Here is a 23,716-nt window from a genome sequence, read left to right as displayed (position 1 = left end):
ATTTCCAGATTAATCTGCCGATAGATCTAGCGTAATTGGCGATAAAACGGGAATAACCGATGCGGCTAATAACAGGCAATGCTGTTCATTCAGCATCGCCTATTTAGCATTAATCAGAACAGTTCACGATAAAGCGATCTAATCATTTCAACGCTGCACTCACGTGGATTGCCCGGCGTACACACATCAGCGAAGGCGGCGGCGGCGAGCGCATCCACATCCTGCTCCTGCATGCCGATATCACGCAGTCTGAGCGGAATACCGATATCGTGGTTCAGGGTGATCACCGCATCAATCGCCAGCGCACGTGCGTCGGCTAATGAACAGGCATAGGCACCTTCCATGCCAAGCGCATGCGCGATAGCGCGGTACTTCTCGCCGGTATGCTCAGCATTGAACGCCATGATGTGCGGCAGCAGGACTGCATTGGCGATGCCGTGCGGCGTGCCATAAAACGCGCCCAGCGGATGCGCCATACCGTGCACCAGACCTAATCCGACATTCGAGAAGCCCATTCCGGCGATGTACTGACCCAGCGCCATATCGGCAACGCCCGCCGGCACGCCTTTGACCGAGTCACGCAGCGAGCGGCCAATAATTTCGATTGCCTTGAGATGGAACATGTCGGTGAGCTCCCACGCACCGCGCGTGATGTAGCCTTCAATGGCGTGGGTCAGCGCATCTACACCGGTCGCCGCTTTCAGGCTGGCGGGCATGCTGGCCATCATGTCGGGATCGATGATGGCAATCGCCGGAATATCGTGCGGGTCGTAGCAGACGAACTTGCGCTTCTTCTCTTCATCGGTGATGACGTAATTGATGGTCACTTCCGCTGCGGTACCCGAAGTAGTCGGTACCGCAATGATCGGTACGGAAGGATTACGTGTGGCAGCACCGCCTTCCAGCATGCGCACATCGCTGAACTCGGGATTGGCAATCATCATGCCGATGGCTTTGCAGGTATCCTGCGGCGAGCCGCCGCCCACGGCGATCAGATAATCGGCACCCGAACGACGAAAAGCATCGACGCCCGCATGCACCACATCAACGGTGGGATTAGGAATCACTTCATCATAGATTTCGAAACTGAGGTCGTGCTGCGCCAGCAGATCGGTAATGCGGGTGGCGACAGCAAACTTGATCAAATCTTTGTCGGTGACCACCAACGCTTTAGTAAAACCGCGCTTGTGAATCTCATCGACAATCGAATTAATCGCGCCCGCACCGAAATAAGCGGTCTCATTGAGGATCATTCTGTTAATCATATTAATTACCTTCACGTAGATGCCAGATTTAAGTTTTTTCGATTAAATTCATCAAGATAAGAAGATTTAACCTGATCTAGATCTACGGGGTAATCGGCGGGCAGGTATTGAGATTTCTCAATAAAAACGTGGTTTCCGGGTGGCTGGAATTTTGCGGGCAAACTTCCCCTAACGCGAGATCAGGGGAAGGGGAGAAATTAACGCATCAGAACAAATAGCGTGCGCCCAGCGTAAACTGGTTCTCAACCAGATGGGCTTTCATTTGCTCATCCTTCAAACCACGCGCATTGACGAAGGTGTTATAGCCGCTCTCAATTTTGCCCATATCCACGTAGCGATAGCCGACGTCGATGGCGATGCGATCGATCGGTGCGTAACTCAAGCCGGCACCAATGCTGTAGGTGAGATTGTTTTGCGTGCTTGAGGCGTACTCACGCGATGGCACGCCTTGCCAGCCGCCCGCTTTGATTTTGCTCACGCCCACGCCAGCGGTGCCGTACAGCGAAACGTTATAGCCGAGCTCGATATCACGATAGAGGTTGAACATCAGGCGCTGCACATCGGTTTGCAGATGGTTGTAGCTGGTGGCGAAGGTGGATGAACCGCTGGTGAACTCCGCGCTTTGACCAAAGGTGTATTCACCTTCGGTGCGCCAGCCGTTGCCCCATTGATAACCGAGCGCCAGCGCGGCAGTGGCCTGATGCGCCTTCTCGTTACCCGCAACAAACTGGCCCACGCCCGGACGCGCGCTGGTGTTCATCTCTTTGGCATTCTGTTGGTTTTGCAGATATTTCGCCGAAGCGTAATAGCCTTGATTCACATCCGCTGCCACGGCCGAACCGGCGATGATCATCAAGGGCAGAGCGCAGCATAGTTGTTTTAATTTCATCTGAATCCATTCTCTTCGTCAGGTGGAAAGGAGGAACGCGACTGTTCCTGATGACGAATCATAGGTAATGCTCAGGCGGGAAAAAATGCGGTTGAATACGCAGGGGATTAGGTAGAACTACGCAGGCAGCGCGCCGGAAAACCGGCGCAACAATCACGAACCTAAACGCAGGGTCTCGGCACGCTTTGCGGTGTCGTAGACGTATTGCAGCATCGGTTCCAAATCGGTGTCGGGCCCGGAGCTGATGATCTTGGCGCGCAGCCACTCAATCTCGCTGGTTATATCCGGCGGGAAAATGGTGTTGTTCTGCGCATTACGCAGCCATTTCAGCAGGAAGTTATTCTTGCCGCGCACACCGCCAGACTTCTTAGTTTTGGCGTTGATTTTCAGGGCGACCAGAATGCAGTAATAGAAGTGAACGCGTTGGCTATAGCTCTGCGGGATCATCGTCGTTCACCCGCCATGACATATGAAAAATGTGATGTCGATCGGTTTTCCATCATCTGGATTCCTGCCTGAATTCATCTAAAAGCCGTGATCTATGCGGTTCAGGGCTCTATCTCCGCGCTGTAGCCGCACGGTAAACGCACCATATGATAATCCGCGCGGCGGATGCAAGTCGGCATAATCCGGGAATTAAGGCGGGAGAAGGGCGTAATACTGCCAGAAATAAGCGAAGCGTATGAAAAACCCGTGAGGCGATTCTTTTGCGGCATAACCCCTAAAACTGCCACTTATCCTATAGCGAAGCCGCATGAATCTGGCAATATCGTGATCTGCGTCTACACTTAAAGCTGACGATGTTCGCAGTCAGCCTGGCGAGTGAGTTCAAATGATGTTTGTTTGTGGAGAGTTATCTATCGAAATTCCGTGTTATCTGCAAAACCTCCTCGCACACACTTCTGCGGTTGTAACCGCCTCGATCGCCCAGCCAGCTTCCGAACATCCTGTGATGGTAAATTCCACAAGACAGGAGAAGAGTCGTGACCCCCGCGGTTAATCAGAACAGCACCTTGCCGTCGTTAAGTGGCGGACTTTATGCCTTCTTTTTTGATGTCGACGGCACGCTGGCAGCGATTCAGTCGCAGCCCGAGTCGGTCTCCATTCCCGCCTCGGTACGCCAGCTCCTGCAACAAATTTCCAATCTCAGCCACGGCGCAGTCGCGCTGGTTTCCGGACGTCCGATTGCGCAACTCGACGCCTTAGTGGCACCGCTCGAAGCGCCAGCCGCTGGTGTGCACGGTGCAGAACGCCGCGATGCGGCGGGCCGCGTACATCGCCACAGCTTGCCGGGCGATGTTGCGCAAACGCTGCAAACCGAACTGCAGCAGACGCTGGATCAATGGCCGAATACGCTTTTAGAAGTGAAAGGCATGGCGTTTGCGCTGCACTACCGCAATGCGCCGCAGTATGAAAACGCCATCATGAAGCTGGCCGAAGACGCCGTTGCGCGCTTTCCCGAGCTGGCGCTGCAGCCAGGCAAATGCGTGGTGGAACTGAAGCCGCAAGGCATCGATAAAGGTGCCGCCGTGCGTGAATTTATGCAGGAAGCGCCCTTTGCCGGACGCATTCCGGTATTTGTGGGAGACGACCTGACAGACGAAAAAGGATTCCTCGCGGTCAACGCCATGCAGGGCATTTCTGTCAAAGTCGGTGAAGGGGCCAGCCATGCACGCTATCGCCTCGACAGCGTTGAGGCCGTATGGCACTGGCTTGAACAACTATTATTACAACTAGAACATGACAATGTGGGTAAGGAGTTTAGGTTATGAGTCGTTTAGTCGTCGTATCTAACCGTATCGCGATTCCCGATGGTAGCAAGGCCAGCGCAGGCGGGCTTGCTGTCGGTATTTTGGATGCTCTGCGAGATACCGGAGGATTATGGTTTGGCTGGAACGGAGAGATCAGCGAATTCTCGGGCGAAGAGGAAGATGAAGAACTTTCGCAGATCGAAAAAGACGGCATTACCTACGCGTCACTGCCGCTGAATCAAAACGATTACGATCAATATTATCTCCAGTTCTCCAATACCGTGATTTGGCCGGCTTTCCACTATCGTCTCGATCTGGTGCAGTATCAGCGCGAAGCCTGGGATGGCTATTGCCGCGTCAACACCTTGCTGGCGCAGCGCCTTAAACCGCTGCTCAAGCCTGACGATATTCTGTGGATCCACGATTACCATCTGCTGCCGTTTGCCGCCGAGCTGCGCAAACAGGGCATTAATAACCGCATCGGATTCTTTCTGCATATCCCGTTCCCAACGCCTGAGATCTTCAACGCGTTGCCGCCGCATCAGGAACTGCTGGAGATGCTGTGCGACTACGATCTGCTGGGTTTCCAGACAGAATCCGACCGCGTTGCCTTCCTCGATAGCCTGAGCCAGCTGACGCAGCTGCAGAATAAAGGAGAGAAGAAGCATCGCGCCTTCGGCAACACCTTTATGACCGAGGTCTATCCGATTGGTATTGAGCCGGACACCATTAAAGAGATGGCGGAAGGGCCGTTGCCACCGAAAATGGCGGCGATGAAACGTGATCTGGGCGATCTGCAGAACATCATCGCCTGCGAGCGTCTGGATTACTCCAAAGGGTTGCCGGAGCGTTTCCTCGCCTTTGAAGCCTTGCTGGCCAACTTCCCGCAGCATCGCGGCAATGTTCGCTACTCGCAAATTGCGCCCACCTCGCGCGGCGACGTGCAGGCTTATCAGGACATCCGTCACCAGCTGGAAACGGAAGCGGGGCGCATCAACGGTAAATACGGCACCTTGGGCTGGACGCCGCTCTATTACCTCAATCAGCACTTTGATCGCCGCCTGTTAATGAAGATCTTCCGTCTCACCAACGTGGGCTTGATTACGCCACTGCGTGACGGCATGAATCTGGTGGCGAAAGAGTATGTGGCGGCGCAGGACCCGGATAATCCTGGCGTGCTGGTATTGTCACGCTTTGCCGGTGCGGCCAATGAGCTGACGTCGGCGCTGATCGTCAATCCATACGATCGTGATGAGGTGGCGGCGGCGCTGGACCGCGCGTTGACCATGCCGCGTACCGAACGTATTTCGCGTTATAACGACATGATGGCGGTGTTGCGCAAACAGGATATTTCGCACTGGCGCGAAAGCTTCCTGAAAGATTTAAATACATTGCCGGTACGCAGTGACGATCACGGCACGGCAAATAAAGTCGCTACCTTTCCGAAATTAGCGTAACGCGCACTCAACAAGTAGGGTCGCCATTAATGGCGACCTTTTTTCCAAAAACTCCCAGCCATCAATGACAATCTCCTCACCAAAAAACTTCCCGCCATTACGCCACCGATCGCCACCGCATTTCTGCTTCACTGCACAGCGTTTTCACGCGCCATCCTAACTTCACGAAATCGATTTCATTTCTTTAAGCGCTAATGCGCTGACTCATCAGCAAAAAGCGCACATTTTGGTTAAAAAGCACGCAATCGAAAGGCCAAAAAAGCTTTTTTTCATCTCAACCCTAAAGATCTCAGGTGGTACGCCGATAGTAATCGCGTAGCAAACCGAAAAAACACCGATTCATTCATTTCTCTAATGTAACGCTCTGTTACATCCCCTGCCGTGCGCTAAACACTCCCTACAATCCATTGACAGTTCCCAGGCGCTCTACGCCCAGTCTTCACGCTTCGCTAGCGTCTCGCTTTACGGCACATGGGCAATATTCCCTGTAAGTGATTAATTTAGAAGCGAATAGTTTCGCGCTAATTCAGAGTATTATGCTGCATATAATTCTTTATATGGCGCGTTATAGCACTCTAATTCCAACAAAACAGATATCTGATCGTGTGGTAATGACAATCTTCCGCAGAGCCTAAAATCCGCCTTACTTCAGCAAAATATTAAAGAAATAATCAGAAATCGCGCAAAAAACAGACAACAGAAAAGCGATGCTGAAGGGTTAGCGAAAAAATTTGCCTTAAAAGTGTGACGCAGATCACACTTTATCTAAAATTTCGCGCCACTCACGTTGTATGTCGAAATCAGACGATATAGATTTGCCTTGTTTTCAGATTAGTCTTAAAAAACTGTAAGCAGACGTCACGGAAGATGGTTACTACTCAAGCAAAGAATGGCCTGGAGTTTTGATTACTACTGATCAGTGTCCTGACGGGAAGTGAAACAGTTAGGTACGCGTTGGCTCAAGCCTGATTATTTTTTGCCATCTTTAGATTTACCAACCAGCAGCCCGAACCATAGAACAATTTAATTCTGTGGCCGTATATGTGTCGCGTCTATCAGGATGGAAAAAAATGGGTACATCAGAATTACTAAAACATATATATGACATCAATCTGTCATATTTGCTTCTTGCTCAGCGTTTAATTAACCAGGAAAAAGCTTCAGCAATGTTTCGTTTAGGCATCGATGAATCGATGGCTGATGCATTGTCGCAATTAACCTTACCTGAAATGGTAAAATTAGCGGAAACCAATCAACTGGTTTGCCAGTTCCGTTTTACCGATCACAACCATATTAATCGTCTGACTCAAGAGTCACGCGTGGATGACTTGCAGCAAATCCACACCGGTATTTTATTATCCAGCCGCCTGCTGCGGAATGCGTCTAAAGATGACGTCTCCGCGAAGAAGAGGGCAGTTTAATGACCGAAAAAAGTATTGTTCAGGAAGCGCGCGATATTCAGCTGGCAATGGAGCTGATTACGTTGGGCGCACGACTGCAAATGCTGGAGAGTGAAACGCAGCTGAGCCGTGGTCGCCTGATTAAACTGTATAAAGAACTGCGTGGTGCTCCACCACCGAAAGGCATGCTGCCATTCTCTACTGATTGGTTCATGACCTGGGAACAAAACATCCACTCTTCTATGTTCTGTAACGCCTGGCAGTTCCTGCTGAAAACCGGCTTGAACAGTGGCGTTGAAGCGGTAATCAAAGCTTATCGCTTGTATCTTGAGCAGTGTCCGCAATCGGACGAGGGCCCGCTGTTGGCGCTAACGCGTGCATGGACCCTGGTGCGATTCGTTGAAAGCGGCATGCTGGAACTTTCTGACTGTAAGTGCTGTGGTGGAAGCTTTATTAACCACGCGCACCAGCCCGTTGGCAGCTTTGTCTGCAGCCTGTGCCAGCCGCCATCACGTGCCGTAAAAAGACGTAAACTTTCTGCAGATTCTGCCGATACCTTTCCACAACTGCTGGATGAACAGGTTAAACGCGCCGTTTAAGTTTGTTCGCATCGTGGAAAACATCCAGCAGCGGTTAATACCGCTGCTTTTTTTTTGCCTGCGATAAACGAATAACACCTGCGGCTCTCTGGCTTAACTTCCATCAACACGTTACGGACGTAAGGATTTTTTGTGCTGATAATTCTGGGTTATATCGTGGTCGTCGGCTCCGTGTTGGGCGGCTACGCGATGGTCGGCGGACATTTAGGCGCGCTATATCAACCGGCGGAGCTGATCATTATCGGCGGTGCCGGTATTGGTGCTTTTTTAGTCGGCAATAATGGCAAATCGATTAAGAAAACATTAAAAGCGCTGCCATTGTTAATGCGCGGCTCGAAATATAACAAAGCGGTATACATGGATTTAATGGCGCTGCTGTATCGCCTGATGGCGAAATCGCGTCAGCAAGGCATGTTGTCATTAGAACGTGACATTGAAGATCCCAGCCAGAGTGAAATTTTCGCTAACTATCCGCGTATTTTGTCCGATAAACAGTTAGTCGATTTTATTACCGATTATTTGCGTTTAATGGTCAGCGGAAATATGAACGCCTTCGAAATCGAAGCATTGATGGATGAAGAGATCGAGACCTACGAGCACGAGTGCGAAGTACCAGCGCAAAGTATATCGGCGGTGGGTGATGGCTTACCGGCTTTCGGTATTGTCGCGGCGGTAATGGGCGTGGTGCACGCACTGGCATCAGCCGACCGTCCGGCGGCCGAACTGGGTGCGTTAGTGGCCCACGCGATGGTCGGTACCTTCCTCGGAATTTTGCTGGCTTACGGCTTTATTTCTCCGCTGGCGTCGGTGCTGCGTCAGAAATGTGCCGAAACCACCAAGATGATGCAGTGCGTGAAGGTGACGTTGCTCTCCAGCCTCAATGGTTACGCGCCGCAAATCGCCGTGGAATTTGGGCGTAAAACGCTGTACTCCGCCGAGCGTCCATCGTTCTCAGAGTTGGAAGAGCACGTGCGTAACGCCAAGAACCCGGCGAAACAAACTTCGGATGAGAATTCATGAAAGCAGGCAATCGCCCCATTGTGCTGGTTAAAAAGCGCAAACATAAAGGTCACCATGGGAGCCACGGTTCGTGGAAGATTGCCTATGCCGACTTTATGACGGCGATGATGGCGTTCTTTATGGTGATGTGGTTGCTCTCCATCTCCAGCCCCAAAGAGTTGGTCCAAATTGCGGAATACTTCAAAACGCCGTTGAAAGTGGCGTTAACCGGCGGTCAGCGCAGCAGCGACAGCGAAAGCCCGATCCCCGGCGGCGGCGACGATCCAACGCAGCAAAAGGGTGAAGTAAAGAAGATTGTCGATATGGATGCGCAGAAGAAGAAGCTGGAGGAGATCCGCCTGAATCGCCTGCGTGAAAAGCTCGACCAGCTGATTGAAGCCGATCCGCGTCTGAAAGCGCTGCGTCCGCACCTGATTATCAACATGGTGGAAGAGGGACTGCGCATTCAGATTATCGATAGCCAGAACCGCCCGATGTTTAAAACCGGCAGCGCGGACGTGGAGCCTTATATGCGCGACATCCTGCGCACTATCGCGCCGGTACTGAATGATATCCCGAACAAAATCAGCCTCGCGGGTCACACCGATGATTTCCAGTATGCCAACGGCGACCGTGGCTACAGCAACTGGGAACTGTCGGCGGATCGTGCCAATGCCTCACGGCGCGAGCTGGTGATTGGTGGCCTCGACGGCGCCAAAATGCTGCGTGTGGTCGGTATGGCCGACACCATGAAGCTGAAAAACCGTGGTGCTAATGATGCAGTCAACCGCCGCATTAGCCTGCTGGTGTTGAATCACGACACCGAAGCGGCGATTGAAAAAGAGAATGCCGAGAGCGATGCCGTTCAGGTAAGCGACCCGGCGCAAATTATTCCCGACATTACCGCACCCGCTGTACCGGCTGCGTCGACTGCCCCAACAGGTTCCACTGCGACACCGGCTGCGCCGGCTGCTGCAACGGCACCTGCGGCAGCGGCGACGCCCGCGGCGAGCGCGGTGACACCAGACCAACCCTCACAGCCGAGGTGATCCCGTGAGCATGGACATCAGCGATTTTTACCAGACGTTTTTCGATGAAGCCGATGAGCTGTTAGCGGATATGGAGCAACACCTGTTGGGACTTGATCCCCAGGAGCCCGATTCCGAGCAGTTGAATGCCATCTTCCGCGCCGCCCACTCCATCAAGGGCGGAGCCGGTACGTTTGGCTTTACGGTTTTACAGGAAACCACCCACATCCTGGAAAACATTCTGGATGGTGCGCGCCGCGGCGAGATGCAGCTCAGCACCGATATCATCAACCTGTTTTTGGAAACCAAAGATATTATGCAAGAACAGCTCGATGCCTATAAAACGGCGCAGGAGCCGAATGCAGAAAGCTTTAAATACATCTGCGAAGCGCTGCGTCAGCTGGCACTGGAAGCGAAAGGCATTGCGCCTGAAGTACCGAAAGTGGCCGAAGTGGTTGAGATTGCTGCAGCCGTTGTCGCCAGCGGTCTGCGCCTGCAACTGGTTGACCTGAAAGAGAAAGAGCCGGAGCTGATGCTGGAAGAGCTCGGCAATCTTGGCACCGTCAGCAACGTGGTGAAAGGCGCCAATTCGCTGGAAGTCACCATTGATGGCGTCGGCAAAGATGACATCGTAGCGGTGCTCTGTTTTGTGCTGGATGAAGCACAGATTCACTTCCCGACAGGCGCAGCGGCAGTTACCGAAGCGCCGGTAGCGGAAGTGGCTGCCGAAGCGGTGCAAACCGCCACCGTGACCGATATTACGCCAGCGGTGAAACGTGAACCTAAGCGTGCCGCCGCACCGGCTAAAGGCAGCGAATCCAGCAGCATCCGCGTGGCCGTGGAGAAAGTTGACCAGCTGATTAACCTGGTTGGCGAACTGGTGATCACCCAATCGATGCTGGCGCAACGCTCCGGCGCGCTGGATCCGGTGGCGCACGGCGACCTGCTGAACAGCATGGGTCAGCTGGAGCGTAATGCCCGCGATCTGCAGGAATCGGTGATGTCGATTCGTATGATGCCGATGGAGTATGTCTTCAGCCGCTTCCCGCGTCTGGTGCGCGATCTGGCCAGCAAGCTGGGCAAAGAAGTGGAACTGACGCTGCTCGGCAGCTCGACCGAACTGGATAAGAGCCTGATTGAGCGCATCATCGATCCGTTAACGCATCTGGTGCGTAACAGCCTCGATCACGGCATCGAAACCCCGGAAAAACGTCTGGCGGCGAATAAAACCGCCGTCGGCAACCTGACGCTCTCTGCGGAACATCAGGGCGGCAACATCTGCATCGAAGTGATCGATGACGGTGCCGGTCTGAACCGCGAACGTATTCTGGCGAAAGCGCTGTCGTCTGGTCTGCCGGTGAGCGACAGCATGAGCGACGAAGAAGTCGGCATGCTGATCTTCGCGCCGGGCTTCTCCACCGCTGAGCAGGTTACCGACGTGTCGGGCCGTGGCGTGGGCATGGACGTGGTGAAACGTAATATTCAGGAGATGGGCGGTCACGTCGAAATCTCCTCGAAGCAGGGCAAAGGCACCACCATTCGCATCCTGCTGCCGCTGACGCTGGCGATCCTCGACGGCATGTCAGTGCGCGTGGCTAACGAAGTGTTCATTCTGCCGCTCAACGCAGTGATGGAATCGCTGCAGCCAACCGCCGAAGAGCTGAAACCGCTGGCCGGTGGCGAGCGCGTGCTGGAAGTGCGTGGCGAATATCTGCCGCTGGTGGAGTTGTGGAATGTGTTTGAGGTGCAGAACGCCAAAACCGACGCCACCCAAGGCATCGTGGTGATTCTGCAAAGCGCAGGCCGTCGCTATGCGCTGCTGGTTGATCAGCTGATTGGTCAGCATCAGGTGGTAGTGAAAAACCTTGAAAGCAACTATCGCAAAGTGCCGGGCATCTCTGCCGCCACCATTTTGGGCGATGGTAGCGTGGCGCTGATTGTGGATGTCTCAGCACTGCAATCGTTGAACCGTGAAAAGCGTGTGGCCGGTGCCGCAGCGTAATAGATAACGAAAGGGTAAAAAAATGACTGACATGGCAACCGTGACCAAAATCGCTGGCGAAACCGTGGGCCAGGAATTCTTAGTTTTCACACTGGGTGACGAAGAGTACGGCATCGACATTCTGAAAGTGCAGGAGATTCGTGGCTACGATCAAGTAACCCGCATCGCCAACACGCCGGAATTCATCAAAGGCGTGACCAACCTGCGCGGCGTGATCGTGCCGATCATCGACCTGCGCGTGAAATTCTCGCAGCCGGATGTGGTGTACAACGAGAACACCGTGGTGATCGTACTGAATCTTGAGCATCGCGTGGTGGGCATCGTGGTCGATGGCGTTTCTGACGTGCTGTCGCTGACGCAAGAGCAGATTCGTCCTTCACCAGAGTTCGCCGTCACCATGTCCACCGAGTACCTGACCGGACTGGGCGCGCTGGGTGAACGCATGTTGATTCTGGTCGACATCGAAAAGCTGCTGAGCAGCGAAGAGATGGCGCTGGTGGACAACCTGCGTACCGCATAATCCCCGCAACGGGCCGCGCTGCTGCGGCCCGTTATCATCACGCGCGTGAATTAATTCCTTACAAATCAACAACAAAACCGCGAAAAACCTCTGTAATATCCCTCAATATTCTCCGCCTTTGGTCGATAACGGGTCTGTACCATTTTTCTTCATTTTCCAGGGCAAACTATGTTTACGAGAATCCGCGTGGTCACTAGCTTATTGCTGGTGTTGTTGGTGTTTGGCTTTTTACAGCTGGCATCCGGCTCACTGTTTTTCAAAGCGTTAAGCGATGACAAAAACAGTTTTAACGTTTCACAACTGGCGAGCAAAAACACTGCCGCCATCAACGACGCCTACATGAGCCTCAACCAGAGCCGTGTGGTGTTAACGCGTATTCAGTTGCGCATGGCAACCAGCAAACTCACCGGCAGCGAAGCGGATATCGCCGGTTTGTATGACGACAGCAAAGCCTTCCAGAAAGATGCCGCCGATAACTATCAGCTGTTTAAAGCCACGCCGGACACGCCGGGACAGGATGCTGCACTGAATAAGCGTGTGGATGAAACCTATACCGCCTATGCCAGCGCGCTGGGCCAGTTGCACGATGCGCTGGTGGCAAAAGATCTCGATCAGGCAGCCAAAGCGCCGGTTGCGCCGAGTCAAAACGCCTTCCTGAAGGAGTATCGCCAGTGGCGTGCCGATCAGGATCGCCTGACCGCTGCGGGTGTCGAAGCCAACAGCTCAGCCTACGACCACATGATTTGGCTGTTAGGCGCGGTTCTGGCGATTGTGGTGGCGGTGATTGTGCTGTGCTGGTTTGGCATGCGCAAAATTCTCATCAAGCCGCTTAATGAGAACATCCAGCATATTCAGCACATTGCGCAGGGCGATTTGACGCAGAGCATCGCGGTTGAAGGGCGCAACGAAATGAGCCAGCTGGCGGAAAGCCTGCATGAGATGCAGCAGTCGCTGGTGCGCACGGTGAGTGATGTGCGTGACGGTTCGGATGCCATCTTTACCGGGGCGAGCGAAATCTCTGCGGGCAACAACGATCTCTCGGCACGTACCGAAGAGCAGGCGGCTTCACTGGAGCAGACCGCCGCCAGCATGGAACAGCTGACTGCCACCGTGAAGCAGAACGCCGAAAACGCGCGTCAGGCGTCACAGCTGGCGCTGAGCGCCTCCGAAACCGCGCAGAAGGGCGGCGACGTGGTGCAAGGCGTGGTGCGCACCATGAGTGACATCGCCGGCAGTTCGAAGAAGATTGCCGACATTACCAGCGTGATCGATGGCATCGCTTTCCAGACCAATATCCTGGCGCTGAACGCGGCAGTAGAAGCGGCGCGTGCCGGCGAGCAGGGCCGTGGCTTTGCAGTGGTCGCCGGTGAAGTGCGTAATCTGGCGCAGCGCAGCGCGCAGGCGGCGAAAGAGATCAAAGGGCTGATTGAAGATTCCGTCCAACGTGTGAACAGCGGATCTGAACTGGTTGGCACCGCCGGTGAAACCATGAGCGATATCGTTAATGCGGTGACGCGCGTCACTGACATCATGGGCGAAATTGCCTCGGCGTCGGATGAGCAGAGCCGTGGTATCGATCAGGTTGGTCAGGCGGTAACGGAGATGGATCGCGTGACGCAGCAGAACGCCTCGCTGGTGGAAGAGTCGGCGGCGGCGGCAGCATCGCTGGAAGAGCAGGCCAGCCGCCTGAGCCAGTCGGTAGCAGTGTTCCGCGTACCGCGCGCGGCGCAAGCGCAGCCGCAGGCCAAAGCCGGCGTACGTCATCCACAGATAGCACCACCAACGCTGGGCACACCGCGTAAAGCGGTGACTGCGGCGGCGGGGGACAGTAACTGGGAGACCTTTTAACGCGTTAAATAGCGGTCGGCATTAATGCCGACCCTACGCAAACCTCACTTGTAGGGTCGCCATTCATGGCGACCAACATTAAAAAAATGCGCCTTTATCGCTCACCCGATAAAAGGCGCATTTTTTTTTTACTGTTAATTTTTTTAGTTATAAAACACTGCAATCATGCTCAAACGCAGAGTTTTAATTCGTAAAGTAGCTTAAGCACCCTGAAATATTCAGATTACCGGTCGATAACTGGGGGAGCCGAAACGCATCCCTGGAGAACCCATGTTAAAACGAATCAATGTAGTGACCAGCCTCATCGCCGTATTGCTGGTTTTTGGCGCTTTACAATTACTGTCGGGCGGCCTGTTCTGGTCCGCCTTACAAAAAGATAAAGAGGCGTTTGCGGTAGCGCAGATCTCCTCCAATAACGTCGGCGCGATGTCCGATGCCTGGATTGAATTGAACCAAACCCGCACGGTACTCAACCGCGCCATGTTGCGTATGCAGGGCACCATGGCCGCGCAGGCGAATGGCGGCCAGTTGGCGGCGTTAATTGCGCAAACTGAAAAGCAGCTCAATGTGGCTGCCGGTCACTATCAACGCTACTACGACTTACCGGCCACGCCGGGCTTGCCGGAAGCGCTGCGCGACAAGCTGGAAGCGAACTACGCTGCCTTTAACGACGGATTGAAAGCCATGCTGGATCGCCTGAAAGCCAACGATCTGCAAGGCATGTTTGCGCAGAATATCGAAGCGAAACAGGTGGCGATGAAAGCCACTTACGAAGAGTGGCGGACTGAGCAAAGCAAACTGGCGGCAGAAGGCGTGGCGCAAAACCAGCGCGCCTTCCAGACCATGATGTGGTTGCTGGCGTCCGTGGCGCTGGTGGTGGTGGTGGTGATTGTTGGCTGCTGGTTTGGCCTGCGTAGTGTGCTGATTCAGCCGCTGCATCAGCTGCTGGCGCATATTCGTCATATCGCTGCTGGCGATCTCACGCAACATATCGTGGTGGAAGGGCGCAATGAAATGAGCCAGCTGGCCGGTAGCCTGCACGAGATGCAGCAGTCGCTGGTTAGCACCGTTGGCAATGTGCGTGACGGTTCCGATGCGATTTTCACCGGCGCCAGCGAAATCGCCGCCGGGAATAACGATCTCTCTGCGCGTACCGAAGAGCAGGCCGCCTCACTGGAGCAGACTGCAGCCAGCATGGAGCAGCTCACCGCGACGGTGAAACAGAACGCCGAAAATGCGCGTCAGGCATCGCAGCTGGCGCTCAGCGCGTCCGACACCGCGCGCAAGGGCGGCGAAGTAGTGGATGGCGTAGTGCGTACCATGCAGGATATTGCCGGCAGTTCGAAGAAGATCGCCGACATTATAAGCGTGATTGATGGCATCGCTTTCCAGACCAACATCCTGGCGCTGAACGCGGCGGTTGAAGCGGCGCGCGCCGGTGAACAGGGCCGTGGTTTTGCCGTGGTGGCAGGTGAAGTGCGTAACCTGGCACAGCGCAGTGCGCAGGCGGCGAAAGAGATTAAAGGCTTGATCGAAGACTCGGTGAACCGCGTCAATAACGGTTCGCAGCTGGTAGGCACCGCCGGAGAGACCATGAATGATATCGTCGGTGCCGTCACGCGCGTCACCGATATTATGGGCGAAATCGCTTCGGCATCGGATGAGCAAAGCCGTGGTATCGATCAGGTAGGACAAGCGGTGACCGAGATGGACCGCGTCACCCAGCAGAACGCCTCGCTGGTGGAAGAGTCCGCTGCTGCCGCCGCGTCACTGGAAGAGCAGGCGAGCCGCCTGAGCCAGGCGGTTTCGGTGTTCCGCATTCCACGCGCCGCGCAGGCGCAACCGAAGGCGAGCATGGTACGTCAGATCGCCAGCGCACCGCGCAAAGCGGCTGCCGCGCCGGTGAGTGACGGCAACTGGGAGACGTTTTAACCGTTAGTAACAGGTCGGCATAAATGGCGACCCTATAAAATCCCCCGTAGGGTCGCCATTTATGGCGACCTTCTTCATCTCCAAGCTGGTCCAACCCCTACGAACACACATAAAGATCCCTCTTTGAGCGCCGATAACAGAGGCGATCCGCCAACCAATGAGGTGTTTATGTTTAGTCGTATTCGTGTTGTATCCGGCCTGCTTTGCGTGCTGGCGCTGTTTGCCTTACTGCAGCTGTTCTCCGGTGGAGTGTTCTACTCCACGGTCAAAGCCGATAAAGATAATTTTGCCTATAACCAGCGTCTTAGCACGCTGCAGCGGGCGATGGGCACCTCATGGGTATCGCTGGTTCAGGCGCGTAACACGCTGAACCGTGCGGGGATCCGTTACCTGCTGGACAGTCAGCAGGCTGGCTCAGGCGCAACCGTGAAAGATCTGGTGGCGCTGGCGAGTGAGGAGTTGAAGAACGCCGATCAGGGTTTTGCCGAATTTAACGCCAACCTGTCTGAAAAGGGCAAAAAGGCCGAGAACGTGCTGACGCTGCAGGCCAACTACAACGCCTATCGGGGTGCATTGGGTGAGTTGATCGATTTCCTCGGTAGCGGAAATTTCAAAGGATTTGTTGATCAGCCGACGCAGGGATTCCAGGACAAATTTGCCAAAGATTACAACGCGTGGCTGAGCTACAACATTGTGCTCGCTAATCAGGGCATTGAAGCCAATGACGCGGCGTATACCAAGTCAATCATGCTGGTGGTCGGCACGCTGCTGGTGACCTTGCTGGTGATTGCGCTGGTGTGGAGCGGCATGCGTACGGTACTGATCCGTCCGCTGAAGCAGAGCATCGAGCACATTCGTCACATCGCACGCGGTGATTTGACGCAGCAGGTCGACATCACGGTACGCAACGAGATGGGCGAGCTGCTCACTTCGGTGCAAGAGATGCAGCAAGAGCTGGCGCGGACGGTGCGTACCGTGCGTGACGGTTCCGATGCCATCTACACCGGTGCCAGCGAAATCGCCATGGGCAACAACGATCTCTCCTCGCGTACCGAGCAGCAAGCGGCTTCGTTGGAAGAGACCGCTGCCAGCATGGAGCAATTGACTGCTACCGTGAAGCAGAACGCCGAAAACGCCCGTCAGGCGTCGCAGCTGGCGCTTACCGCCTCGGAAACCGCGCAGCAGGGCGGCAAAGTGGTGGATGGTGTGGTCACCACCATGAAAGAGATCACCGGCAGTTCGAAGAAAATCGCTGACATCATCAGCGTGATCGATGGCATCGCCTTCCAGACCAATATCCTCGCACTGAACGCCGCAGTAGAAGCTGCGCGCGCCGGTGAGCAGGGACGTGGATTTGCTGTGGTAGCGGGCGAGGTGCGCAGTCTGGCACAGCGCAGCGCACAAGCGGCGAAAGAGATTAAAGGATTGATCGAAGATTCGGTCAGCCGCGTCAACACCGGTTCTGTGCTGGTGGAGAGCGCCGGGGAAACCATGACCAACATCGTGAATGCGGTTACGCGCGTCACCGACATCATGGGCGAAATCGCCTCGGCGTCGGACGAGCAGAGCCGTGGTATCGATCAGGTCGGTCTGGCGGTGAACGAGATGGATCGCGTGACGCAGCAGAACGCCGCGCTGGTTGAAGAGTCTGCGACTGCGGCAGCGGCGCTGGAAGATCAGGCCAGCCGACTGAAACAGTCAGTTGCGGTGTTCAATATCGGTAAAGAATTTGTCGTTCAGGCCGTTAACGTATCTACAGCGGCAAAAAATTTGCGTTCTGGCACGCCAAAAGCATTGGCACCGGCAGGCGCACGTAGCACTGACGATAACTGGGAAACCTTTTAATCCTTGTGGCCGCCGCAAGGCGGCCCATAAGAATGGCGCGACTGGCAGCACAGTAGCAACCGCAGTATCACAATTTAAACAGTTTGTTGCCGGGTGACCTGAAATGAAGAAATCGACGTTATTGGATCAAAGTGAAGCGACGACGCTGCTCTCGCAAATGGTGCAGCGCTTACCCCTCTCAGATACGCATTTTCGTCGCATTAGCCAGCTGATCTATCAGCGTGCGGGCATTGTGCTGGCCGACCATAAACGCGAGATGGTTTACAACCGTTTGGTGCGTCGTCTGCGCATGCTGAATATTGATGACTTTGGCCGCTATCTGGCGCTGCTGGAGCAAGACCAAAACAGTGCGGAGTGGCAGGCGTTTATTAACGCGCTGACCACCAATCTGACCTCTTTCTTCCGCGAGGCGCATCACTTCCCGATCCTCGCGGATCACGCGCGTAAGCGCACGGGTAATTACAGCGTCTGGAGCACCGCCGCCTCAACCGGCGAAGAGCCGTACTCCATCGCCATGACGCTGGCGGAAACGCTGGGCACCGGTCCGGGTAAATTCCAGGTCCATGCCAGCGATATCGACACGCAGGTATTAGAGAAAGCCGTGGCGGGCGTGTATCGCCAGGAAGAGCTACGCACGCTATCGCAGTCACAGCTGCAGCGCTTTTTCCTGCGCGGCACCGGTCCGCACGAAGGCATGGTGCGCGTGCGTTCCGACCTCGCCAACATGGTGAACTATACGCAACTGAATTTACTGGCTAACGACTGGGCGTTGCCGGGTCCGTTCGACGCAATTTTCTGTCGCAACGTGATGATCTATTTCGATAAAGAGACGCAGGAACAGATTCTGCGCCGTTTTGTGCCCCTGCTGAAACCCGGCGGTCTGCTGTTTGCCGGGCATTCCGAGAACTTTAGTCAGATCAGCAAAGAGTTCTGGCTGCGTGGACAGACAGTCTATGGACTGAGCAAGGAAAGACGATGAGCAAAATCACCGTGATGTGCGTGGATGACTCTGCGCTAATGCGACAGTTGATGACGGAAATCATCAACAGCCATCCCGATATGGAGATGGTCGCGAGTGCGCCAGATCCGCTGGTGGCGCGGGATTTAATCAAACAGTACAACCCGCAGGTGTTGACGCTGGATGTCGAGATGCCGCGCATGGATGGCCTCGATTTCCTCGAGAAGCTGATGCGCCTGCGCCCGATGCCGGTGGTGATGGTCTCCTCGCTGACCGGTAAAGGTTCAGAAGTAACGCTGCGCGCGCTCGAGTTGGGTGCGGTGGATTTCGTCACCAAGCCGCAGCTTGGTATTCGCGAAGGCATGCTGGCATACAGCCAGATGATTGCCGATAAGATCCGCGCCGCCGCACGCGCCAAGCTGCATGTGCGTGCCTCCACGCCGATGCCGGTGACGCTGAAAGCGGGTCCGCTGCTGAGTAGTGAAAAGCTGATTGCCATCGGCTCTTCCACCGGCGGTACCGAGGCGATTCGCCATGTGCTGCAGCCGCTGCCGGCGACCAGCCCGGCGCTGCTGATTACTCAGCATATGCCGCCTGGCTTTACCCGCTCGTTTGCCGAGCGTCTGAACAAACTGTGCCAGATCACCGTGAAAGAAGCGGAAGACGGCGAGCGTATTTTGCCGGGCCACGCCTATATCGCGCCGGGCGCCATGCACATGGAGCTGGGCCGTAGCGGTGCCAACTATGTGGTGAAACTGAATGACGGTCCGCCAGTGAACCGACACAAGCCATCGGTGGATGTGCTGTTCCGTTCGGTGGCGGTGCACGCAGGACGAAATGCGGTGGGTGTAATTCTGACCGGGATGGGTAACGACGGCGCGGCCGGGATGCTGGAAATGCATCGCGCAGGCGCCTGGACCATCGCGCAGGATGAAGCCAGCTGCGTGGTATTTGGTATGCCGCGCGAAGCGATTGCGATGGGCGGCACCAGTGAAGTGGTCGATTTAGGCCACATCAGTCAGCACATGCTGGCGAAAATTAGCGCCGGACAGGCATTGCGAATTTAACGAGCCCGTCCTGCTGGACGAGACAACACGGGAGTAGATATGGCTGATAAAAATATGCGCTTTTTGGTGGTGGATGACTTCAATACGATGCGTCGTATCGTCCGTAACCTGCTGAAAGAGCTTGGATTCAACAACGTCGAAGAAGCAGAAGATGGCGTCGATGCCCTGACCAAACTGCGTGCCGGTGGCTTTGATTTCGTTGTTTCCGACTGGAACATGCCGAACATGGACGGTCTGGAGCTGCTGCAAACCATTCGTGCTGACGCCACGCTGAACAAACTGCCGGTGCTGATGGTGACCGCGGAAGCGAAGAAAGAGAACATCATCGCGGCCGCGCAGGCGGGCGCCAGCGGCTACGTGGTGAAACCGTTCACGGCGGCCACGCTGGAAGAGAAGTTAGGCAAAATATTCGAAAAACTGGGTATGTAAGGAGATGTGATGAGCGACCTTCCGAAATCAACCGAAGAAGCCTCGGCACACGACATTATTACCCGCATCGGCTCACTGACGCGCATGTTGCGTGACAGTCTGCGTGAGCTGGGGTTAGACCAGGCGATTGCTGAAGCGGCGGAAGCCATTCCTGATGCGCGCGATCGTCTGGATTATGTTGTGCAAATGACGGCGCAAGCGGCAGAACGTGCGTTGAACTGCGTTGATGCAGCGCAGCCACACCAGGACCAAATGGAAGCCGGCGCCAACCAGCTGAAAGGCCGTTGGGATGCGTGGTTTGAAAATCCGATTGAACTGACTGATGCGCGCGAGTTGGTTTCGGATACGCGCCAGTTCCTGACTGACGTTCCGGGACACACGTCGTACACCAATAAGCAGTTGCTCGAAATCATGATGGCGCAGGATTTCCAGGACCTGACCGGTCAGGTGATCAAGCGCATGATGGATGTGATCCAGGAGATCGAGCGTCAGCTGTTGATGGTGCTGCTGGAGAATATGCCAGAAGCCAACGCCGCGGCGCGTAAAGAGGGCAACAGCCTGCTGAACGGTCCGCAGATCCACGCCAATGCACCTGGCGTGGTGGCGAACCAGGATCAGGTTGATGACCTGCTGGATAGCTTAGGGTTTTAACGGTTAGCGAGCGGTCGGTCGGCATCAATGCCGACCCTACAAAACCGCGTAGGGTGGGCATTTATGCCCACCTGGTTTTACACCGCGCGCTTCTGCGCCAACGCCAATTGCGCCACCAACACTTCAACGCCTAACGCCTCAAACGCCGCAACCTGCGCCGGAGAAATGCCGCTATCGGTAATCAGATAGTGAATATGGCTCCAGTCACACGGCAGCGCGAACATCGACACCTTATCGATCTTGCTGGAATCCGCCACCACATACACGGTGTTGGCTGACTTGATCATCGCCATTTTCACCTTGATATCGGTCTCGCTGGGAAAGCTCAACCCCAGACGCGGCGAGATACAGGCCGTGGCAAGAAACAGCTTTTCCGCCAGCACGTTTTCGAAAAACGAAGCCGCTTTCTCGCCCGAAGTCGAAAGCGTCGGGAACTTGAACGTCCCACCGGTCAGCAAAATATTAATGCCCGGCTCGCCGCCCAGCTTCAGCGCAATATTCACCGCCGTGGTAATCACTGATAACCGACGAATATGGCTAATCGCCTCGGCAATCGCCGTGGTGGTGGTACCGGAATCGAAAATCACCGTATCGCCATTTTCTACATGCTGCGCGGCGAGTCGGCCAATCGCCTGTTTTTCTTCAAGATGCGTCTGACGCTCCAGCAACATTGCGCCGGTATTCTGCTTGCCGGTCATCAAGGTGGCGCCGCCGTGATAGCGCTGCACGTGCCCCTCTTGCTGCAACATGCGCAGGTCGGTGCGAATGGTGGCTTCGGTCAGGCCGAAGGTGTCGGTTAGCGCTTTAACCGTGACTGTGCCGTCTTCGCGGATCATCTCCAGAATCTTCTCACGGCGCTGCTGCATATCAGCCAGCTGCTCAGTTTTGCTTTTCAATCGAAATGCTCCCTCTTTCCAATCACGGTCTGGTTTCGCCAATAAGGAAACCCGAGCTGATTTTACTCTGCGTTTTGGGCATTTGCGAGGCAGCTTCCACAATCATTCATTTTCGAACGAAAATAATCATCTGCTATGCGATTGATTTCGCAGAAAGCCACTAGCAGCTCTCTCCATGTAATAAATTCAGTGATTTGCACAAAGTTAATAAAATCATGAGGATAATTTTTCTTGTTGCGATTTGTATGAAATTTGATCTCCTCCACAAACCATTATTAAACGATAGCTTATATTTTTGTTCGAAAATGATATTTACCAAAACGATAACCCGGCCAGCCGTAACCAGAGCCGCCGTACACCATTATGGAGAGAGACGATGAGTGGGGAATATGACGTTAACCTGCGCTACGGCGTGAACATTGAGCAGGATTTAACCGGCAAAGTGGCGGTGGTCACCGGCGGGCTAGGCGGGATTGCGATGGCCAGTAACGCCATGCTGCTGGAGAAGGGCGCACGGCTGGCGCTGCTCTATCCGCCCTTCGAAAGCGACAAAGTGGCTGGCGTGCAGGATCAGTTTGCTGCCGATCGTGTGCTGCTGGTGTGCTGCGACGTGACCGATCCAGCCTCGGTTGAAGCGGCATTTGATAACGTCGAACAGCATTACGGCAAGATTGATATCCTGGTGAACTGCGCGGGCTACGTGATGTTGCAACCGGTGTTAGAAACCGATTTTGCCGAGTGGCAGAAGCAGATCGACGTCAATCTTACCGGACCTTTCCTCTGCTCACAGGCGGCCGGTAAACGCATGGTGCGCGCCGGTAACGGCGGCAAAATTATTAATATCGCCTCGCAGGCCGCTTCCATCGCGATCGATAACCACGTTGCCTACACCTCGGCCAAAGCCGGTCTGCTCGGCATGACCAAAGTGATGGCTAAAGAGTTCGCTCCCTATCGCATCAACGTTAATACCTTATCGCCCACCGTGGTGCTGACGCCGATGGGTGAAAAAGCCTGGCGCGGCGAGAAGGGCGAGCAGATGAAAAAGCTGATCCCACTCGGACGCTTTGCCTATACCGACGAAATCGCCGCCGCAGTGCTGTTCTTCGCCAGCAACGGTAGCGACATGATCACCGGCGCAGATTTAATGATCGACGGTGGCTTTACCATCTGGTAAGCCGCGCCAACACCAGAACGGCTGACCCTGCGTGACCCAATATAACAATGAGAGAACCTCACCATGAAAAAACGTACCCTGCTGTTAACTGCCATTGCCAGTTGCATGATCTCCCAAGCCAGTTTCGCTGCCGATAAAGGCACCATCATGATTCTGGTGAACTCGCTGGATAACCCGTATTACGCCTCCGAAGCCAAAGGTGCCAACCTCAAAGCGCAGCAGCTGGGCTATAAAACCAGCGTGCTGTCGCATGGCGAAGATGTGAAAAAACAAAGTGAACTGATTGATGCCGCCATCGGCAAAAAGGTGCAGGGCATCGTGCTGGATAACGCCGACTCCACCGCCAGCGTGGCCGCCATCAAAAAAGCCAAAGATGCCGGCATTCCGGTGGTGCTGATCAACCGTGAAATTCCGGTAGACGACGTGGCGCTGGCGCAAATCACCCACAACAACTTCCAGGCCGGATCTGACGTGGCCAACGTGTTTGTCGAGAAGATGGGGGAAAAGGGCAGCTACGCGGAACTTACATGTAACCTCGCCGACAACAACTGCGTGACGCGCTCTAAATCCTTCCATCAGGTGCTCGACCAATATTCAGACATGAAAAGCGTCGCGCGTCAGGATGCCAAAGGCACGCTGATTGACGGCAAACGCATCATGGACAGCATTCTTCAGGCGCATCCGGATGTGAAAGGGGTGATCTGCGGTAACGGTCCGGTGGCGCTGGGCGCGATTGCGGCCCTGAAAGCGGCGGGCCGTAACGACGTCATCGTGGTGGGCATTGACGGCAGCAATGATGAACGTGACGCGGTGGAAAAAGGCGATTTGAAAGCCACGGTGATGCTGCAGGCCCAAGCCATCGCCGCGCAGGGCGTGACCGACCTCGACAACTTTATCCAGAAAGGCACCAAGCCTGAGAAGCAACGCGTGATGTTCCGCGGCATTCTCATCACGCCAGACAACGCCAAAGGCGTGCAGGACTTTAACTTCAAGTCGTAATCAATGC

21 protein-coding genes are annotated in these 23,716 nt (G+C 54.8%); 17 read left to right on the top strand and 4 right to left on the bottom strand.

What is annotated here, in order from left to right; all coding sequences use genetic code 11:
* Positions 1–113: 113 nt before the first annotated feature.
* From fucO to FHW71_RS06745, 3 genes are all read right to left on the bottom strand, one after another.
* On the bottom strand, positions 114–1,265 hold the full coding sequence (gene fucO / locus FHW71_RS06755) for a lactaldehyde reductase (protein WP_179451179.1): 1,152 nt from the start codon (positions 1,263–1,265) through the stop codon (positions 114–116).
* 205 nt (positions 1,266–1,470) lie between these two features.
* Positions 1,471–2,154, bottom strand: coding sequence for an outer membrane beta-barrel protein (locus FHW71_RS06750; protein ID WP_179451178.1), 684 nt, complete (start codon positions 2,152–2,154; stop codon positions 1,471–1,473).
* Positions 2,155–2,307: 153 nt separating this feature from the next.
* Positions 2,308–2,598 carry a hypothetical protein gene (locus FHW71_RS06745; RefSeq protein WP_061717562.1) on the bottom strand — a complete coding sequence of 97 codons (291 nt, stop codon included), beginning with the start codon at positions 2,596–2,598 and terminating at the stop codon, positions 2,308–2,310.
* A gap of 539 nt (positions 2,599–3,137) precedes the next feature.
* Here FHW71_RS06745 and otsB point away from each other — a divergent pair.
* The 15 genes from otsB to cheZ all read left to right on the top strand — a co-directional run bounded on the left by otsB (position 3,138) and on the right by cheZ (position 20,640).
* A complete protein-coding gene (otsB, locus tag FHW71_RS06740) occupies positions 3,138–3,926 on the top strand; it encodes a trehalose-phosphatase (protein WP_179451177.1) in 789 nt (262 codons plus the stop codon).
* Positions 3,923–5,362 carry an alpha,alpha-trehalose-phosphate synthase gene (gene otsA / locus FHW71_RS06735; RefSeq protein WP_008102848.1) on the top strand — a complete coding sequence of 480 codons (1,440 nt, stop codon included), beginning with the start codon at positions 3,923–3,925 and terminating at the stop codon, positions 5,360–5,362. Before otsB ends, otsA begins: the two co-directional genes overlap by 4 nt.
* A gap of 1,070 nt (positions 5,363–6,432) precedes the next feature.
* Positions 6,433–6,783, top strand: a complete 351-nt coding sequence (gene flhD / locus FHW71_RS06730; RefSeq protein ID WP_008102850.1) for a flagellar transcriptional regulator FlhD — start codon at positions 6,433–6,435, stop codon at positions 6,781–6,783.
* Positions 6,783–7,361, top strand: coding sequence for a flagellar transcriptional regulator FlhC (gene flhC, locus FHW71_RS06725; RefSeq protein WP_008102852.1), 579 nt, complete (start codon positions 6,783–6,785; stop codon positions 7,359–7,361). Before flhD ends, flhC begins: the two co-directional genes overlap by 1 nt.
* 132 nt (positions 7,362–7,493) lie before the next feature.
* Complete coding sequence (gene motA / locus FHW71_RS06720) at positions 7,494–8,381, top strand: flagellar motor stator protein MotA (RefSeq protein ID WP_007891047.1); 888 nt, start codon at positions 7,494–7,496, stop codon at positions 8,379–8,381.
* Positions 8,378–9,409, top strand: coding sequence for a flagellar motor protein MotB (gene motB / locus FHW71_RS06715; protein WP_154194782.1), 1,032 nt, complete (start codon positions 8,378–8,380; stop codon positions 9,407–9,409). The genes motA and motB overlap by 4 nt, the downstream gene beginning before the upstream one ends.
* A gap of 10 nt (positions 9,410–9,419) precedes the next feature.
* Positions 9,420–11,390 carry a chemotaxis protein CheA gene (cheA, locus tag FHW71_RS06710; protein WP_179451784.1) on the top strand — a complete coding sequence of 657 codons (1,971 nt, stop codon included), beginning with the start codon at positions 9,420–9,422 and terminating at the stop codon, positions 11,388–11,390.
* A gap of 22 nt (positions 11,391–11,412) precedes the next feature.
* Complete coding sequence (cheW, locus tag FHW71_RS06705) at positions 11,413–11,910, top strand: chemotaxis protein CheW (RefSeq protein ID WP_008102858.1); 498 nt, start codon at positions 11,413–11,415, stop codon at positions 11,908–11,910.
* A 168-nt stretch (positions 11,911–12,078) separates the two neighbouring features.
* A complete protein-coding gene (locus tag FHW71_RS06700) occupies positions 12,079–13,758 on the top strand; it encodes a methyl-accepting chemotaxis protein (RefSeq protein WP_154181513.1) in 1,680 nt (559 codons plus the stop codon).
* Positions 13,759–14,028: 270 nt separating this feature from the next.
* Positions 14,029–15,690 (top strand): methyl-accepting chemotaxis protein, encoded by a 1,662-nt coding sequence (locus FHW71_RS06695; protein ID WP_179451176.1) that lies wholly within the window; start codon positions 14,029–14,031, stop codon positions 15,688–15,690.
* 168 nt (positions 15,691–15,858) lie between these two features.
* A complete protein-coding gene (locus FHW71_RS06690) occupies positions 15,859–17,535 on the top strand; it encodes a methyl-accepting chemotaxis protein (protein WP_061716731.1) in 1,677 nt (558 codons plus the stop codon).
* A 103-nt stretch (positions 17,536–17,638) separates the two neighbouring features.
* The gene (cheR, locus tag FHW71_RS06685) at positions 17,639–18,514 is read left to right on the top strand and encodes a protein-glutamate O-methyltransferase CheR (protein WP_008102867.1); all 876 of its coding nucleotides are present in this window, start codon (positions 17,639–17,641) and stop codon (positions 18,512–18,514) included.
* Positions 18,511–19,560: a chemotaxis response regulator protein-glutamate methylesterase gene (locus FHW71_RS06680; RefSeq protein WP_008102868.1), complete on the top strand. Its 1,050-nt coding sequence runs from the start codon at positions 18,511–18,513 to the stop codon at positions 19,558–19,560. The genes cheR and FHW71_RS06680 overlap by 4 nt, the downstream gene beginning before the upstream one ends.
* A 39-nt stretch (positions 19,561–19,599) precedes the next feature.
* Complete coding sequence (gene cheY / locus FHW71_RS06675) at positions 19,600–19,989, top strand: chemotaxis response regulator CheY (protein ID WP_008102871.1); 390 nt, start codon at positions 19,600–19,602, stop codon at positions 19,987–19,989.
* A 9-nt stretch (positions 19,990–19,998) separates the two neighbouring features.
* Positions 19,999–20,640 carry a protein phosphatase CheZ gene (gene cheZ / locus FHW71_RS06670; RefSeq protein WP_008102872.1) on the top strand — a complete coding sequence of 214 codons (642 nt, stop codon included), beginning with the start codon at positions 19,999–20,001 and terminating at the stop codon, positions 20,638–20,640.
* A gap of 77 nt (positions 20,641–20,717) precedes the next feature.
* Here the strand turns inward: cheZ and FHW71_RS06665 are convergent, their stop codons facing one another.
* On the bottom strand, positions 20,718–21,536 hold the full coding sequence (locus tag FHW71_RS06665; RefSeq protein ID WP_008102874.1) for a DeoR/GlpR family DNA-binding transcription regulator: 819 nt from the start codon (positions 21,534–21,536) through the stop codon (positions 20,718–20,720).
* A gap of 376 nt (positions 21,537–21,912) precedes the next feature.
* Here FHW71_RS06665 and FHW71_RS06660 point away from each other — a divergent pair, with 376 nt between their 5' ends.
* On the top strand, positions 21,913–22,710 hold the full coding sequence (locus FHW71_RS06660; RefSeq protein WP_061716728.1) for a GolD/DthD family dehydrogenase: 798 nt from the start codon (positions 21,913–21,915) through the stop codon (positions 22,708–22,710).
* Between the two features lie 63 nt (positions 22,711–22,773).
* The gene (locus FHW71_RS06655) at positions 22,774–23,709 is read left to right on the top strand and encodes a D-ribose ABC transporter substrate-binding protein (RefSeq protein ID WP_008102877.1); all 936 of its coding nucleotides are present in this window, start codon (positions 22,774–22,776) and stop codon (positions 23,707–23,709) included.
* Positions 23,710–23,716 lie beyond the last annotated feature (7 nt).

It is taken from the genome of Enterobacter sp. Sphag1F (assembly GCF_014193275.1).
In the GTDB taxonomy this organism is placed as follows: Bacteria; Pseudomonadota; Gammaproteobacteria; order Enterobacterales; family Enterobacteriaceae; genus Pantoea; species Pantoea symbiotica.
This window is presented reverse-complemented; position numbering and strand designations above follow the sequence as displayed.

What these genes read in the sequence shown, in the direction of transcription:
- flhC (WP_008102852.1), top strand. Translation starts at nt 6,783, where the DNA reads ATGACCGAAAAAAGTATTGTTCAGGAAGCGCGCGATATTCAGCTGGCA.
- motB (WP_154194782.1), top strand. Translation starts at nt 8,378, where the DNA reads ATGAAAGCAGGCAATCGCCCCATTGTGCTGGTTAAAAAGCGCAAACAT.
- cheZ (WP_008102872.1), top strand. Translation starts at nt 19,999, where the DNA reads ATGAGCGACCTTCCGAAATCAACCGAAGAAGCCTCGGCACACGACATT.
- cheY (WP_008102871.1), top strand. Translation starts at nt 19,600, where the DNA reads ATGGCTGATAAAAATATGCGCTTTTTGGTGGTGGATGACTTCAATACG.
- FHW71_RS06655 (WP_008102877.1), top strand. Translation starts at nt 22,774, where the DNA reads ATGAAAAAACGTACCCTGCTGTTAACTGCCATTGCCAGTTGCATGATC.
- cheW (WP_008102858.1), top strand. Translation starts at nt 11,413, where the DNA reads ATGACTGACATGGCAACCGTGACCAAAATCGCTGGCGAAACCGTGGGC.
- cheR (WP_008102867.1), top strand. Translation starts at nt 17,639, where the DNA reads ATGAAGAAATCGACGTTATTGGATCAAAGTGAAGCGACGACGCTGCTC.
- cheA (WP_179451784.1), top strand. Translation starts at nt 9,420, where the DNA reads ATGGACATCAGCGATTTTTACCAGACGTTTTTCGATGAAGCCGATGAG.
- FHW71_RS06680 (WP_008102868.1), top strand. Translation starts at nt 18,511, where the DNA reads ATGAGCAAAATCACCGTGATGTGCGTGGATGACTCTGCGCTAATGCGA.
- fucO (WP_179451179.1), bottom strand. Translation starts at nt 1,265, where the DNA reads ATGATTAACAGAATGATCCTCAATGAGACCGCTTATTTCGGTGCGGGC.
- flhD (WP_008102850.1), top strand. Translation starts at nt 6,433, where the DNA reads ATGGGTACATCAGAATTACTAAAACATATATATGACATCAATCTGTCA.
- FHW71_RS06750 (WP_179451178.1), bottom strand. Translation starts at nt 2,154, where the DNA reads ATGAAATTAAAACAACTATGCTGCGCTCTGCCCTTGATGATCATCGCC.
- FHW71_RS06695 (WP_179451176.1), top strand. Translation starts at nt 14,029, where the DNA reads ATGTTAAAACGAATCAATGTAGTGACCAGCCTCATCGCCGTATTGCTG.
- otsA (WP_008102848.1), top strand. Translation starts at nt 3,923, where the DNA reads ATGAGTCGTTTAGTCGTCGTATCTAACCGTATCGCGATTCCCGATGGT.
- FHW71_RS06690 (WP_061716731.1), top strand. Translation starts at nt 15,859, where the DNA reads ATGTTTAGTCGTATTCGTGTTGTATCCGGCCTGCTTTGCGTGCTGGCG.
- FHW71_RS06700 (WP_154181513.1), top strand. Translation starts at nt 12,079, where the DNA reads ATGTTTACGAGAATCCGCGTGGTCACTAGCTTATTGCTGGTGTTGTTG.
- FHW71_RS06660 (WP_061716728.1), top strand. Translation starts at nt 21,913, where the DNA reads ATGAGTGGGGAATATGACGTTAACCTGCGCTACGGCGTGAACATTGAG.